A 15,244-nucleotide genomic window follows, 5' to 3' on the forward strand; every position below is an offset into this window, starting at 1 on the left:
AACCGTTCAGCGCACCGCGCCCCCGAACCGCTCCCGCAGCCGGTACTTCAGCACCTTCCGGAGCGTCTCGTTCCGCGGCAGGGCGTCCACCACCTCCACCCGCTCCGGCACCTTGTGCACCGACAGCCCCACCTCGCGCAGATAGGAACCGACGCCCTCCACGGTCAGCGGCGCCGCCCCCACCGGCTGCTCCACCACGGCGCACACCACCTCGCCCCGCTCCGCGTCCGGCAGCCCGATCACCGCCACATCCCCCACATCCGGATGCCGGTACAGCAACTGCTCGATCTCCTTCGCGGAAATGTTCTCGCCCTTACGGATGATGATGTCCTTGGCGCGCCCCGTGAGCACGAGATGACCGCTCGCCGTCACATGGCCGAGATCGCCGGTGCGGAAGAAGCCGTCCGCGTCGAACGCCTCCCGGGTCTGTGCCTCGTCCAGATATCCGGCGCACACCGCCTCGCCCCGCAGCCGCACCTCCCCGTCCACGACGCGGATCTCCATTTGCGCGGGCGGGCGCCCCTCCGTCGTCGCCAGCAGCTCGTCACCGTCGTCCGGCGACCCCATCGTGATCATGGGAACCTCGGTCATCCCGTACCCGTGGGTGAGGCGGCACCCCAGCTCCCGCACCACCTCGTAGTACAGCTCGGGCGGCTTGGGGGCGCCGCCACCGGCCAGCAGCCGCAGCGTCGGGATGAGCCGGTGCGCGGGGTCCTTGCGCTGCTCCGCCAGGAACATGGAGTAGAAGGCGGTGCTGCCGCCCGCGACCGTCACCCCGTGCCGCCGGTACGCGGAGAGGGAGTCCGGCAGCGCGAAGTGCTCCAGCAGCACGGCGGGGAAGCCGTACAGCAGCAGCATCACCGTGTAGTCGGGCCCGGCGACATGGGCGTACGGGAAGGCCATCGACCCGACGTCGTCGGAGCTGAGCCGCAGCGCGTGGGCGAGACACGACCCGGCGGCGATGAGGCTGCGGTCGGTGTGCAGCACGCCCTTGGGGTCGGAGGTGGTGCCCGAGGTCCAGTAGATCCAGCGGACGGCGGTCCCATCGGTGGGCGGCGGCGGCAGCTTCGCCGCCTTCGGGTCGGCCACCGGAAGCGCGTCGTACGCCTCGAAGACGCGCGGCGGCCGGGGCAGCCGCGCGGCCAGCCGGTGCGCCATCGCGGTGTGGTCGAAGCCGCGCCAGGTCCCGGGGACGGCGAAGAACCGGGCGCCGGAGGCCCGTAGCGCGTACCCCACCTCGCGGTCGCGGTAGTACGGGATCAGCGGGGTCTGTACGGCGCCCAGCCGGGCCAGCGCCATGGTCAGCACGACCGTCTCCAGCCGGGTGGGCAGCTGCCAGGCGACCCGGCTGCCGGGGCCCACCCCCATCGCGTACAGCCCGGCCGCCGTGCGCTCCGCGCGGGTGAGCAGGGCGCGGAAGGTCAGCCGCCGGTCGTACCGGCCGCTGGCGGCGGCCTGGATCAGCGCGGGGGCGTCCGGGGTGAGCTCGGCACGCCGCTCCAGCAGTTCCCACAGCGTCGCCGACGCGCCGAGGGCATGTGCGGTGTCGGTCATCGCGGCCTCCCGTGGCCCGTGGCCTACCCGTAGATCTGACGTCTTTCGTAGACCTGACGTCTCGTCAGATAATGCGGGAAGCGTAAGGCCGACTGTCTTGTCGGTCCAGGGGGCGCGGACTAGCCTTCCCCTGCCGCCTGGTCTGACGAGTCATCAGAAACGTGAGGACGGCCGCCGATGGATCTCGCCTGCACCGAGGACGAGGAGGACTTCCGGCGCCGACTGCGCGCCTGGCTCGCGAACGTCCTCCCCACCCTGCCCGACCGCCCCGACCCCGCCGACTGGCCCGCCCGCCGCGCCTACGACTGCGGCTGGCAGCGCATGCTGTACGACGCCGGATACGCCGGACTCCACTGGCCCGAGGACGCCGGGGGCCGGGGCGCCACTCCCACCCAGCACCTGATCTTCCTGGAGGAGACCGAACGCGCGGGCGCCCCCTACGTCGGCGCCAACTTCGTCGGCCTGCTGCACGCGGGCCCCACCATCGCCGCCGAGGGTACCCCCGCCCAGCGGGCCCGCTGGCTGCCGCCGATCCTCCGCGGCGACCAGGTCTGGTGCCAGGGCTTCTCCGAACCCGACGCCGGGTCCGACCTCGCCTCCCTGCGCACCCGGGCCGTACGGGACGGCGACAGCTACCTCGTCAGCGGCAGCAAGATCTGGACCTCGCACGCCGAAATCGCCGACTGGTGCGAACTGTTGGTCCGCACCGCGCCCATAAACCCCGACACGCCGAAGCACCGGGGCATCACCTGGCTCGCCCTGCCGATGGACGCGCCCGGCGTGACCGTACGGCCGCTGCGCACCCTCGCCGGGACCGCCGAGTTCGCCGAGGTCTTCCTCGACGAGGTGCGGGTGCCCGTCGACCACCGCATCGGGGCCGAGAACGACGGCTGGCGGGTGACCATGGTGACCCTCTCCTTCGAACGCGGCACGGCCTTCGTCGGCGAGGTCGTCGCCTGCCGACGGGTACTGGAGGCCCTGGCCCGCACCGCCAAGGCCAACGGGCGCTGGGACGACCCCGTACTGCGGCGGCGGCTCGGGAGGCTCGCCGCCGACTGCGCGGCGCTGTGGCGGCTCACCCAGTGGAACGTGAGCGAGGCGCAGCGCACCGGCGGGGTGCCGGGCGTCGGCGGCTCGGTCTTCAAGCTCCGCTTCTCGGAGGTACGGCAGGAGCTGTACGAGGCCGCCGCCGAGGTACTGGGCCCGGACGCGCTGGACGCCGGGCACGAGTGGGTCGCGGACCGGCTGTCGTCCCTCTCGTACACCATCGCGGCCGGAACCTCGCAGATTCAGCGCAACATCGTCGCCGAGCGCATCCTCGGCCTGCCGAAGGGGCGGTGACCCGGACCGTGGACTTCCAGCTTGACGACGACCAGCGGGCGCTGCGGGACGGAACGCGCGAACTGCTGGAACGGCGCTTCCCGCGCGCCCGGTTACGGGCGGTGGTGGACGGCCCCGGGGTGGGAGCAGGGCCGGACCGCGCCCTGTGGCGGGAGCTCGGCACGGTGGGGTTCTTCGCGCTGCGGCTGCCCGAGGCGGCGGGCGGGGTGGGGCTCGGACTGCCGGAGGCGGTGCTGGTCATGGAGGAGGCGGGCCGCGCGCTGCTCCCGGGGCCGCTGGTCGCCACCCAGCTCGCGGCGGGCCTGGGCGCCGCGCACGCCGCCGACGGGTCGGCCGTCATCACCGCGCTGGACCTCGGCACCGACGAGGCCGGGGCGGACCGGCTGGTGGAGCATCTGGCGGCGGCCGACGCCGTGCTGGTGCTGAACGGCGAGGACGCCGAGGTGTGTCCGGCGGCCGCGCTCGGGGACTCGGCACGGCGCATCCGCTCCGTCGACCCGGCCACGCCACTGCACCGGGTGCACCCACCGGCCGTGACCCCCGGGGCCGCGCGGAACACCGGCGCCGCCGCCCGGCTGCGCCGCGAGGCGGCCCTGCTGACCGCCGCCCAACAGCTCGGCAGCGCCTCCCGTACGGTCCGGATGGCGGTCGACCACGCCACGGCGCGCTCGCAGTTCGGCCGTCCGATCGGCGCCTTCCAGGCCGTACAGCACCTGTGCGCGCGGATGCTCGTACGCGCCGAATCAGCCAGAAGTGTGGTGTACGCCGCCGCGGTCACAGAAGAGGCGAGTGATATCGCCGCCGCCAAACTGCTCGCCGACGAGGCGGCCGTCCGTAACGCCCGCGACTGTCTTCAGGTGCACGGGGGGATGGGTTTCACCTGGGAAGCCGATGTCCATCTGCACCTCAAACGGGCCTGGGTGCGCGCCGGGCAGTGGCAGACGGCGGCCGCGGCCGAGGAGGAACTCGCCGCCGGACTCCTGCCGGACTCTTGTTGACCGGTGAAACAGGTTTGTAACCCGGCTCCATGGATACGCCTGAATTGTTGGGATGTCGCATTCTCTGGGAGAGATCCCCGGAGGCTTTGAGGTGACCGAGCGTTGATATCGGGTTGTTTCCTAGGCGTGACTCGTCACAGGGCGGAGTCGGGCTCCGGCTCGGGTACTCTCCGTTGGGTGCGAGCGGTTTTGGGGTACAACGAACCCGGCGTGGCCCGTGGGGCGACTCCGGGCACGCCGATGTGCCCCGCTCGCACGGGGCGCGCTCCGGCAAAGCCTCGCTGTTCGAGTCCTCGGGGCGTGCGTCGCACAGTATGCCCCACGCATACTCCTTGGCGCTGGAATATGACCGAAGCGCTTGTTGGGGTGACTGTACGTCAACCATGCTTTCTCGCAAGGGGGTACCTCCCGGCGGCAGCCGGGGGAGAGTCACGTTCCGTGACCTCCTGGAGGACCTCTTGGAGGTATGAGGCGATGTGTCCGCCGGTTCGGATGGTGTGAGCGGTGCAGGTGCTTCAGATGCAGATGGAGGTTCGGCCCGACCCCGCGGAGGTGAGCCGCGCCCGTCGGTGGGCGCGTTCGCGGCTCGCCGGGTCCGGTATCGGGGCCGATGAGCCGCTCGCCGAGACATTGATCCTGCTCATCTCCGAACTCGTCACCAACGCCGTGGTGCACACCGGCTGTCCCGCCGTGCTGCGCATGCGCTTCCCCGCGCAGAGCGGCACCGCCGGTGGGGATGGCGGCGGCGGTGACGGGTCCGCGGAGTCCGCCGCGGACGAGGGGCCCGAACTGGGCACCGTCCGGGTCGAGGTCGCGGACGTCAGCGCCCGCGCCCCGCGTCAGCGCCGCGCCGACGAGGAGGCCACCAACGGTCGCGGGCTGGAGCTGGTCGACGGCCTCGCGGATCGCTGGGGCTGGCAGCCCGAGGGCGCGGGCAAGCGCATTTGGTGCGAAATCGACCGCGATCGGCGGAAAGAGTGCGCGGACGGCGCGGAGCGCGTCGAGCGCGACGATCACGGGGCGCGCGAAAAGCCCCTTCTGACGGGGCATGGCGCCTCCCGTGCGCCCTCGCATCTGGGCCGGAACCCACAAAGTCCAGACCAGGTGTTGACGTGACGTGGCCGAGTGATCACTCTAGGATCAGCGATTCGTCGCGAGGGGACGCCGAGGGCTGTGGGTCTTACGTGAACCGTGTGTTCGCGAGGCCGTTCCTTGGCGAGTGCGGGTCGCGGCCCGGCGTCTGATCAGGGCTCGGCGCCGGAGCCGGGTGGCGGTGCGCGATGCCGTGCTCGGGGTGTGCATGAGCGCACCGCCGCCCGATAGACCCGTCCACCCGCCCCCTCGCGCCCCGGATGTCACCCCGGGTGTCGCCTCTGATCTCCCCTCTGATCTCACCTCTGGCGTCAGAGGATCGCCACGGGCGCGACCGGGGCACCGGTCCCGCCGGTGAACGGCTCGGGAGTGGCCGACAGCAGGAAGGTGTAGCGCCCCTCCTCGGCACAGGTCGCCGACAGCTCCTCCAGGTTCCAGTTCTGGCCCTGCGGCATGCCCATCTCGACCAGGTCGAGGGCGTGGACGGGCAGCCACAGGTCCTCGATCTCCGGCGGGAAGATCTCGAAGGTGAGCGTGTCGTTGGCGACCGCGGCCACGTCACGGGCATGGAACCACTCGGGCGTACGCAGCGACAGACCCGGCGACGGAAACGCGTACGCCTCCCGCTCGCCCGCGAGATACCGCTGGATCTGCCCGGTCCGGACGAGCACGATGTCGCCGGACCGGACCGTGACCCGGGCCAGTTCCTCGGCGGCGGCGAGGTCTTCGGGGGTGACGGCATGCCCCTCGGGCAACCGGTCCGCGCCCCGGGCGCGCGCGACGTCGAGCAGCACCCCGCGCGAGACGATGTGCCGCGCCGTGTGGATGCCGCTGAAGGCCGCGCGGTCGTGGGCGGTGACGGAGGCGGCGGGGCGGCCGTTGTAGATCCGGCCGGAGTGCGAGACATGGGCCAGCCCGTCCCAGTGGGTGCCGGACTGCAGTCCCATCGTCACGGCGTCGTCGCTGGTGGCGACCGTATCGGGGCCGAACATCTCGGCGTTCACGGCGACCATGGTGTGCAGCGGGTTGACCCTTCCGGGGATCATCCCGGTCTGGATGCCGTCCTGCCGTAGCGGAACCGCGAGCGGGACGCGGCGTCCGGTGCGCACCGCCGCGGCCGCGTCCCGGACCACCGCGTCGGTGATCAGGTTGAGCGTGCCGATCTCATCGTCGGCGCCCCAGCGCCCCCAGTTGTTGACGCGCTGGGCGATGTCGTGGAACTCGGGCGGCAGCGACATGGCGCCTCCTTCAGTCGGTTCCCTCGGTCGGTTCCTCGGTCGGTTCCGTTCCAGGGCTTGTACTCGGAGCGGGTCTGCTCAAAAATCTAACGGTCCGTCAGAAACTGCGGGAGGGGACGCGACGTGGGCAACTTCCTGGACGGCAAGGTGATCGCCGTCACCGGGGCCGGACGCGGCATCGGACGCGCCGTGGCCCTCGCCTGCGCGGCCGAGGGCGCGAAGGTCGTCATCAACGACTACGGAGTCTCGGTCGAGGGCGGCGAACCCACCAGCGAGATCGCCGAAGCGGCGGTCAAGGAGATCGCGGCGGCGGGCGGAGCGGCGGTCGCGGTCGCCGACGACGTCTCCACCATGGCCGGTGGCCAGCGGATCGTGGACACCGCCGTGGACCGGTTCGGACGGCTCGACGGTGTGGTGTGCGTGGCCGGAATCCTCCGCGAACGGATGCTCTTCAACATGACCGAGGAGGAGTGGGACCCGGTCGTCGCCACCCACCTCAAGGGCACCTTCACCGTCTTCCGCGCCGCGTCCGCGGTGATGCGGCGGCAGCGCTCCGGCACTCTGATCGGCTTCACCAGCGGCAATCACCAGGGCAGCGTCGCGCAGGCCAACTACGCCTCGGCCAAGGGCGGCATCATCTCGCTGGTCCGCAGCGCCGCACTCGGCCTGCACAAATACGGCGTCACGGCCAACTGCGTCGCCCCGGTCGCCCGTACCCGCATGTCCGCCAATGTGCCGATGGAACTGAAGGAGATCGGCGAACCGGAGGATGTCGCGGCGCTGGTCGTCTACCTGCTGAGCGAACGGGCCCGCGAGGAGAAGATCACCGGACAGGTCTACACGATCGCGGGCCCCAAGATCGCGGTCTGGGCCCAGCCGAGAGAACTGCGCGCCGGATACGCCGAGGGCGCCTGGACCCCGGAGAAGATCGCCGACTTTCTGCCCGGCACGGTCGGCACCGACCCCATGCCGCTGCTGGCCCAGCTCGAAGCCATGGCCCGGGCCGCCGCGGCCGACCAGCGCCCCAACGCGTGACCCGCACGCCCACCGTGCGATGTGAGGAAGGGGAGAGGCCGTGGACTTCGCCTTCGGGCCCGGGGACGAACACTTCCGCGACGAGGCCCGCGCCTGGCTCGACACCCATCTGACCGGCCGCTTCACGGAATCGGCGAACGCCGCTGCCGACGCCGCCACCCAGCGCGCCTGGGAACGCGAACTGGGCGCCGGCGGCTGGATCGGACTCGGCTGGGACCGAACCCACGAGACCAACGGGCCTCACAAGGCTCATGAGACCAACGGGACCCAGAGAACTCACGGGACCCATAAGACTCACGGGACCTACGGAAACCGGGCCGCCACTCTCACCCAACAGGTCGTCTGGGCCGAGGAATACGCCCGCGCCGGAGCCCCCGCCCGACTCGGCCACATCGGCGAGAACCTGCTCGCCCCCACTCTGCTCGCACACGGCGACGCCGCCCAGCGCGCCCGCTTCCTGCCGCCCATCGCCCGCGGCGAGGAACTCTGGTGCCAGGGCTACAGCGAACCCGACGCGGGCTCGGACCTCGCCGGACTGCGCACCCGCGCCGTCCGCGACCCGGGCGACGGAACCTACCGTGTCACCGGCCAGAAGATCTGGACCTCCCACGCCCGCGAAGCCGACTGGTGCTTCGTCCTGGCCCGCACCGAGGACGGATCACAACGCCATCACGGACTCTCCTTCCTGCTGGTGCCGATGGACCAGCCGGGACGCATCGAGGTCCGGCCGATCCGGCAGCTCACCGGCACCGCGGAGTTCAACGAGGTGTTCTTCGACGGAGCGCTCGCCCACCCCGACCACCTCGTCGGCGGCCCGGGCCGGGGCTGGAGCATGGCCATGAGCCTGCTCGCCGTGGAACGCGGAGTCTCCACCCTGGTCCAGCAGATCGGCTTCGCCCAGGAACTCGACCGCGTCATACGCCAGGCCCTGGAAACCGGCGCCGCGCACGAACCCGTACTGCGCGACCAGCTGATACAGCAGTGGGCCGAGCTGAAGGTCATGCGCTGGAACGCCCTGCGCACGCTGGGCGCCGCCCGGAATCCCGTCTCCGGGGGCCCCACCCCCACCCCCACCCCCTCCCCTCCCGCCTCCTCCACCCCCGCCCCAAGTCCCCCTCGCCCCGCTCCCCCTCGCCCCGCGTCGCAGGACGACGGGGTGGCCAGTGTGGCCAAGCTGCTGTGGGGTGGCTGGCACCGGCGGCTGGGCGAGCTGGCCGTGCGGGTGCGGGGCGCCGCGGCCGTGCTCGGGCCGGTGTGCTGGACCGAGGGCAGGCCGTATGAACTCGACGCCGCGCAGCGCCTCTTCCTCTTCTCCCGCGCCGACACTATCTACGGCGGTTCGGACGAGATCCAGCGCAACATCATCGCCGAGCGCGTACTCCACCTCCCGAGGGAGCCCCGATGACAACGTACGAGCAGAAGACGTACGGGCACTGGATCGGCGGCTCCTGGCGGGCGCCCGGGGCCGGGCATTACGCGGTCGTCAACCCGGCCACCGAGGAGACCGTCGGGCGGGCGCCCGAGGCCGACGAGGCCGATGTGGACGCCGCGGTGCGGGCCGCGCGGGCCGCGTACGACGGCTGGTCGCGCGCCGCCCCCCGGGAGCGCGCCGCCGTACTCGACCGCGCGGCCGACCTGCTCGCCGAGCGCGCCCCCGACCTGGTGCCCCTCGTCCAGGCCGAGACCGGCGCGACCCTGCGGGTCACCGCGGCCCTCCAAGTGCCCCCCGCGGCCGACCGCTTCCGCCGCTACGCGCGCGGCGCGATGGAACCGGACACCGTCCCGCTCGCCCCGCTGCCGGTCGCCGCCAGCCCGCTGGCGCCCGGCGGGCTGATCGGCGCGGCGGCGGTCCGCCGTCCGGTGGGTGTCGTCGCCTGTATCACCTCCTACAACTTTCCCCTCGCCAATCTCGCGGGCAAGGTCGCCCCGGCGCTCGCCATGGGCAATACGGTCGTCGCCAAACCGGCCCCGCAGGACCCGCTGGCCTGTCTCGAACTCGGCCCGCTGCTGACCGAGGCCGGGCTCCCTGACGGTGTCTTCAATGTCGTCACCGGCTCGCGCGCGGCCGCGGGCGAGGCGCTGGTCGCGCACCCCGGTGTCGACATGGTCAGCTTCACCGGATCTACCGCCGTGGGGAAGAAGATCGCCGAATCCGCAGGCCACTCGATGAAACGCACCCTGATGGAACTGGGGGGCAAGGGTGCGGCCATCGTCCTTGGGGACGCCGACAAGCGAGTCATCGCGTCGGCGGTCGGGGCGGTCGGTTCGACCTTCTCCTTCCACAGCGGGCAGATCTGCACGGCGCCGACTCGGGTGCTCGTACATCGATCGCTGTACGAGCGGGTGGTCGCCGCACTCACAGATTACGCAACGTCACTGATCGTGGGGGACCCTGTGGATAACTCCACGGTCGTGGGCCCGCTGATCTCCGCCGCGCAGCGCGACCGGGTCGAGGCGTACCTCGTCGGTGCAGGTCAGGAGGGTGCCCGCATCGTCACCGGCGGTGAACGCCCCGCCGTCAAGTCCGGGTTCTACGTCGCGCCGACCCTCGTCGTCGACGCCGCTCCCGGCATGACCGTGGCCCGCGAGGAGCTGTTCGGCCCCGTCGTCGTGGCCCTGCCCTTCGACGACGAGGACGAGGCGGTGCGGATCGCCAACGGCACCTCGTACGGCCTCTACGACTACGTCTTCAGCGCCGACGCGGGCCGCGCCTGGGCGCTGGCCGCCCGGCTGCGCAGCGGAAACGTCGGCATCAACACGGTCCAGCGCCACCCCGAGACGCCGTTCGGCGGCTTCAAGTACAGCGGTGTCGGCCGCGATGGCGGCTCGTTCGGGCTGCACGCGTACAGCGAACTCCAGTCGGTGGTCTGGGCCTCCTGATGAGGACCCGAGAAGCGTGGGAGAGAAGGGGGAAAGCGGCATGAGAGGTGTGGTCTTCGACGGTGCCGGGGCACGGGTGGTCGACGACCTGGAGGTGCGCGACCCGGGCCCGGGCGAGGTGCTGGTGGCCGTCGCCGCCGCCGGGCTGTGCCACAGCGATCTGTCCGTCATCGACGGCACCATTCCGTTTCCCGTGCCGGTGGTGCTCGGCCACGAGGGTGCGGGCGTGGTCGAGTCGGTGGGGCCCGGCGTCACCCATGTGGCGCCCGGTGACCACGTCGCCCTCTCCACCCTCGCCAACTGCGGCACCTGTGCCGACTGCGACCGCGGCCGCCCCACCATGTGCCGCGCCGCGATCGGCAGACCGGGCCGCCCCTTCCGCCGTGCGGGCGGGGAGCGGCTGTTCAACTTCGCCTCCAACTCGGCGTTCGCGCAGCGCACCCTGGTCACGGCCGTCCAGGCGGTGAAGATCCCGGACGAGATCCCGCTCACCTCGGCCGCCCTCATCGGCTGCGGCGTCCTCACCGGCGTCGGCGCCGTCCTCAACCGGGCCCGGGTGGACCGCGGCGAGTCGGTCGTCGTCATCGGCACCGGCGGCATCGGGCTCAACGTCCTCCAGGGGGCCCGGATCGCCGGGGCCACCACCATCGTCGCCGTCGACAACAACCCGGCCAAGGAGCCGTTGGCCAAGCTCTTCGGCGCCACCCACTTCGCCGGTACGCCCGACGCTGTACGGGAGATCCTGCCCACCGGCGCCGACCACGCCTTCGAATGCGTCGGCTCCACCACACTCATCCGGCAGGCCGTCGACCTCCTCGACCGGCACGGTCAGGCGGTGCTGCTCGGGGTCCCGCCCGCGGACGCCGAGGCGGCCTTCCGGGTCTCCTCCCTCTATCTGGACAAGTCCATCCTGGGCTGCCGCTACGGATCTTCCCGCCCGCAGCGCGACATCGCCCTGTACGCGGAGCTGTACGGGCGGGGCAGGCTGCTGCTGGACGAACTCGTCACCCGCGTCTACCCGGTGGAGGACTTCCCCAAGGCCGTGGACGACGCCCGCGGCGGACGGGTGGCACGGGCCGTGCTCACGTTCTGAACGGGTCCGCCGCCCGAGCCGGAGGCCCGGAAGGTGCGCCGGTACGCGGTGGGGGAGACCCCGAGCGCGGCCTGCAGATGCTGCCGCATCGACGCGGGCGTGCCGAAGCCCGCGTCGTGCGCGACCTGGTCCACCGACAGATCCGTGTCCTCCAGCAGTTGCCGGGCGAGCTCCACCCGCTGCTGGGTCAGCCACTGGCCGGGGCTGACGCCGACCTCCTCGCGGAAGCGGCGGGTGAAGGTGCGGACGCTCATCGACTCCTGCACGGCCAGGTCGCGCAGCGTGAGAGGACGGTCGAGGCGGCCCAGCGCCCAGGCGCGCGCCGAGGTGGTGGTGGCCTGCTGCGGCGCGGGCACCGGGCGCCGGATGTACTGGGCCTGGCCGCCGTCGCGGTGCGGCGGCACCAGGCTGCGCCGGGCGACCTTGTTGGCGACGGCGGTGCCGTGGTCGCGGCGTACGAGGTGCAGACACAGGTCGATGCCGGAGGCGACTCCGGCGGAGGTCAGGACATCGCCGTCGTCCACGAACAGCACATCCGGATCGACCGCGATGGACGGGAAGAGCCGCTGGAAGTGGTCGGCGCTGGCCCAGTGGGTGGTGGCGGGGCGGCCGTCGAGCAGTCCGGCGGCGGCGAGGACGTACGAGGCGGTGCAGATGGACACCCAGCGGACGCCGGGGCGGGCGTGGGCCAGGGCGGCGGCGAGCGGTGCGGTCAGCCGGCCCTCCTCCTTGACCGGCCCGAGCGCGTACGAGGCGGGCACCACGATGGTGTCCGCCTCGACCAGGGCCTCCGGGCCCCGCTCGACCATGATCGGGAAGTCGGCGTCGGTGGGGACCGGACCGGGCTCGGGGGCGCAGGTCACCACCTCGTACAGCGGTCGGCCGGCGGAGCGGGCCTGGCCGAAGATCCGGTAGGGGATGCCCAGTTCGAAGGGGATCACGCCGGGCAGGGCGAGCACGACGACGCGATGGAGCTTTTCGGTCATCCCGGGCTGGGGCATGGGTCCGGCCTCTCGTCGCAGTGGTATGGCCCGATCCTAGCGAATGCTGTCCCACGGGCCACTCGTCCGTGCTGAACCGCCGCCCGATGCTGGTCGGGTGACGCAGACAACCAGACCTCACCAGGCCTCCGGAGACCAGGCACCCGGACACCAGGCATCTGGACATCAGGAGCCCGGACGACAGGCCTCCGGACAACAGGTACCCGGGCAGGACGAGCAGCCGACCCGGCGGGCCCGCGTACGCCGTCCGCACCGGGCCTGGCTGGTCGCCGCCGTCACCTTCGTGACGATCGTCGCGGCGGGCGGATTCGCCTCCCTGCCCGGGCTGCTGATCGACCCGCTCCACGAGGAGTTCGGCTGGTCGCGCGGCACCATCGGCTTCGCCGTCTCCGTCAACCTCGCGCTCTACGGGCTCACCGCGCCGTTCGCCGCCGCCCTGATGGATCGTTTCGGCATCCGCCGGGTCGTCGTCGCCGCGCTGATACTCATCGCCGCCGGTGGCGGTCTCACGGTCTACATGACCGCCCCCTGGCAGCTCATCCTGTGCTGGGGCGTGCTCGTCGGCCTCGGCAGCGGTTCCATGGCGCTCGCCTTCGCCGCGACCGTCACCAACCGGTGGTTCGTCGCACGGCGCGGCCTGGTCACCGGCATCCTCACCGCGGGCGGGGCCTCCGGCCAGCTCGTCTTCCTGCCGCTGCTCTCCTGGATCATGGAGCGGCAGCACGACTGGCGTCCCGCCGCCATGATCGTCACGGTCGCCGCGCTCGCCATCGTGCCGTGCGTATGGCTGCTCCTGCGCGACTACCCGTCCGATGTCGGGCTCGCCGCGTACGGGGTCGACGGCCCGCCCGCCGCCCGGCCCGCCCCGCGCCGCGATGCCGCCCGGCGTGCCGTGACGGCCCTCGTCTCGGCCTCCCGGACGGGTACGTTCTGGCTGCTGGCCGGGACGTTCGCGATCTGCGGCGCCTCGACGAACGGCCTGGTCAAGACCCACTTCGTACCCGCCGCACACGACCACGGCATGCCGGTGACGGCGGCCGCGGGTCTGCTCGCGGTGATCGGCGTCTTCGACATCGTGGGGACGGTCGCCTCCGGCTGGTTCACCGACCGCTTCGACGCACGGCGGCTGCTGGCCGGGTACTACGCGCTGCGGGGACTGTCCCTGATGGTCCTGCCGCTGCTGCTGGACGACGCGGTGCACCCGCCGATGATCTTCTTCATCGTCTTCTACGGGCTCGACTGGGTGGCCACGGTGCCGCCGACGATCGCGCTGTGCCGGGAGTGGTACGGCGAGGACAGCGCCATCGTGTTCGGGTGGGTGCTGGCGTCGCACCAGGTGGGCGCGGGGCTCGTGGCATTCGTCGGGGGCATGGCCCGGGACGCGTTCGGATCGTATGACCTGGTCTGGATCGGTGCGGGCGGACTGTGCGCGGTGGCGGCGCTGATGTCGCTGATGATCCGGCGCGGTGAGGCTAAAGACCCGGTGCCAGTTCTGTGAACGCGCCGCGGTGGAAGAGCAGGGGGCCGTCGGCCGCCGCCTGCTCGTCGGTGTCCAGGGCGCACACCCGGCCCACCACCACCAGATGGTCGCCGCCGGTGTGGACCGTGTGGACGGTGCAGTCGATCCAGGCGGGGGCGCCCGTGAGGCGCGGGGAACCGGTCACCGGGCACGGAGTATGGGGGACGCCCGCGAACTTGTCCGGGCGGTCGGCCGAACTGATCGCGAACGACCGGCACAGCCCGGCCTGCGCCGCGCCCAGGACACTGACGCAGAAGACGCCGCTGCGGGCGATACGGGGCCAGGTCGTGGACGTACGGGCGACCATGAAGGCGATCAGCGGCGGGTCGAGGGACAGTGACGTGAACGACTGGCACGCGAAGCCGGTCGGGCCCGCCTCGTCCGTGGTCGCGATCACGGTGACGCCGCTCGCGAAGTGGCCCAGGACCCGGCGGAATTCCGCCGGGTTCAGGGGCGGGCGCTCATCCTCCTGGACGGCGCGCAGTGCGCGGCGCGCGCCGGGCGGAGGCGGTGGCCCGGCGGTGGTGGGCGAGCCCGCAGCGCGCAGATAGCGGACGGCGGTGGCGGCCATTCCGGCGTGTCCCATCATGGTTTTCCCTTTCCCTGCTGCTCAGCGGCCCCGGTACACCGGGGTGCGGCGTTCGACGAAGGCACGGACGCCCTCGTGGGCGTCGGCCGTGGTCATGTTGGTCTCCTGGGCGGCCGCCTCGGCGGCGAAGGCCGCCGCCCGGCCGGACTCCAGCGAGGCGTTGACCAGCGCCTTGGTGGCCGCGAGGGCGCGGGTGGGGCCCGCGGCGAGGCGTTCGGCCCAGGCGCGGGCGGTGTCGGCCAGTTCGCCGTCCGGTACGACGCGGTTGACCAGCCCCAGCCGCCGCGCCTCGGCGGCGGGCAGCGAGTCGCCGAAGAACAGCAGCTCCTTCGCCCGCTGGGGGCCGATCAGCCGGGGGAGGAGGTAGGCGCCGCCGCCGTCGGGGACGAGCCCGCGGCGTACGAAGACCTCGGTGAAGGTGGCCGATTCGGCGGCCAGGACCAGATCGCAGGCGAGCGCGAGATGCGCGCCGAGCCCGGCGGCGGTGCCGTTGACGGCCGCGATCACGGGCTTCTCGCAGTCGAGTACGGCGGCGACGAGCCGCTGCGCCCCGCCACGGATGAGCCGGGCGACATCGCCCGCGATCCGCTCGGCCGGTGCGGACGGGGCGCTCCGCAGATCGGCGCCCGCGCAGAAGCCCTTGCCGGTGGCGGTGAGCACGACGGCCCGCACGGCCGGGTCGGCCGACGCCTGATCGAGCCGGAGAATCAGGCGTTCTCGCTGGTCAGGGGTGAGGGCGTTGAGGGCGGAGGGGCGGTCGAGGGTGATCCAGGCGACCCCGTTGTCAGTGGCGTGCCGTACAACGGAATCGAGCACTTCTTCGGGGGAGGGAGACGTCATGGGAAGGCTCCTCAGGTTCTTCGGGCTGCTCAGCCTGTGGGCGCGGTGGCACCTGCGCGGCGGC

The 15,244-nt window shown here is 72.3% G+C and carries 13 protein-coding genes; 8 read left to right on the plus strand and 5 right to left on the minus strand.

The window, feature by feature from the left end:
• Positions 1–6: 6 nt before the first annotated feature.
• Entirely contained in the window at positions 7–1,554 is a 1,548-nt protein-coding gene (locus ABZ370_RS26315) for an AMP-binding protein (protein ID WP_358625407.1), read from the minus strand.
• Between the two features lie 177 nt (positions 1,555–1,731).
• Here ABZ370_RS26315 and ABZ370_RS26320 point away from each other — a divergent pair, with 177 nt between their 5' ends.
• The 3 genes from ABZ370_RS26320 to ABZ370_RS26330 all read left to right on the plus strand — a co-directional run bounded on the left by ABZ370_RS26320 (position 1,732) and on the right by ABZ370_RS26330 (position 5,009).
• The gene (locus ABZ370_RS26320; RefSeq protein ID WP_358625409.1) at positions 1,732–2,895 is read left to right on the plus strand and encodes an acyl-CoA dehydrogenase family protein; all 1,164 of its coding nucleotides are present in this window, start codon (positions 1,732–1,734) and stop codon (positions 2,893–2,895) included.
• A gap of 8 nt (positions 2,896–2,903) precedes the next feature.
• Positions 2,904–3,893 carry an acyl-CoA dehydrogenase family protein gene (locus ABZ370_RS26325; protein ID WP_358625558.1) on the plus strand — a complete coding sequence of 330 codons (990 nt, stop codon included), beginning with the start codon at positions 2,904–2,906 and terminating at the stop codon, positions 3,891–3,893.
• 504 nt (positions 3,894–4,397) lie between these two features.
• Entirely contained in the window at positions 4,398–5,009 is a 612-nt protein-coding gene (locus tag ABZ370_RS26330; protein ID WP_358625411.1) for an ATP-binding protein, read from the plus strand.
• Positions 5,010–5,296: 287 nt separating this feature from the next.
• Here the strand turns inward: ABZ370_RS26330 and ABZ370_RS26335 are convergent, their stop codons facing one another.
• Positions 5,297–6,223 carry a cyclase family protein gene (locus tag ABZ370_RS26335; RefSeq protein ID WP_358625413.1) on the minus strand — a complete coding sequence of 309 codons (927 nt, stop codon included), beginning with the start codon at positions 6,221–6,223 and terminating at the stop codon, positions 5,297–5,299.
• A 123-nt stretch (positions 6,224–6,346) separates the two neighbouring features.
• Between ABZ370_RS26335 and ABZ370_RS26340 the strand changes: the two genes are divergently transcribed.
• From ABZ370_RS26340 to ABZ370_RS26355, 4 genes are read left to right on the plus strand one after another with little or no spacing between them, the layout of a single operon-like run.
• A complete protein-coding gene (locus ABZ370_RS26340; RefSeq protein WP_358625414.1) occupies positions 6,347–7,258 on the plus strand; it encodes an SDR family oxidoreductase in 912 nt (303 codons plus the stop codon).
• 40 nt (positions 7,259–7,298) lie between these two features.
• Entirely contained in the window at positions 7,299–8,663 is a 1,365-nt protein-coding gene (locus ABZ370_RS26345) for an acyl-CoA dehydrogenase family protein (RefSeq protein WP_358625416.1), read from the plus strand.
• Entirely contained in the window at positions 8,660–10,138 is a 1,479-nt protein-coding gene (locus tag ABZ370_RS26350; RefSeq protein WP_358625418.1) for an aldehyde dehydrogenase family protein, read from the plus strand. The genes ABZ370_RS26345 and ABZ370_RS26350 overlap by 4 nt, the downstream gene beginning before the upstream one ends.
• Positions 10,139–10,178: 40 nt before the next feature.
• Entirely contained in the window at positions 10,179–11,231 is a 1,053-nt protein-coding gene (locus ABZ370_RS26355; RefSeq protein ID WP_358625420.1) for a Zn-dependent alcohol dehydrogenase, read from the plus strand.
• Here ABZ370_RS26355 and ABZ370_RS26360 read toward each other — a convergent pair.
• Positions 11,153–12,232, minus strand: coding sequence for a helix-turn-helix domain-containing protein (locus ABZ370_RS26360; protein WP_358625422.1), 1,080 nt, complete (start codon positions 12,230–12,232; stop codon positions 11,153–11,155). The two genes, ABZ370_RS26355 and ABZ370_RS26360, sit on opposite strands and share 79 nt — an antisense overlap.
• Positions 12,233–12,329: 97 nt before the next feature.
• Between ABZ370_RS26360 and ABZ370_RS26365 the strand changes: the two genes are divergently transcribed.
• Entirely contained in the window at positions 12,330–13,730 is a 1,401-nt protein-coding gene (locus ABZ370_RS26365) for an MFS transporter (protein ID WP_358625424.1), read from the plus strand.
• Here the strand turns inward: ABZ370_RS26365 and ABZ370_RS26370 are convergent.
• Positions 13,705–14,322: a flavin reductase family protein gene (locus tag ABZ370_RS26370; protein WP_358625560.1), complete on the minus strand. Its 618-nt coding sequence runs from the start codon at positions 14,320–14,322 to the stop codon at positions 13,705–13,707. The genes ABZ370_RS26365 and ABZ370_RS26370 overlap by 26 nt on opposite strands.
• Before the next feature lie 39 nt (positions 14,323–14,361).
• On the minus strand, positions 14,362–15,180 hold the full coding sequence (locus ABZ370_RS26375; RefSeq protein ID WP_358625426.1) for an enoyl-CoA hydratase-related protein: 819 nt from the start codon (positions 15,178–15,180) through the stop codon (positions 14,362–14,364).
• Positions 15,181–15,244: the final 64 nt, after the last annotated feature.

The organism is Streptomyces sp. NPDC005962 (assembly GCF_040629205.1).
GTDB lineage: Bacteria > Actinomycetota > Actinomycetes > Streptomycetales > Streptomycetaceae > Streptomyces.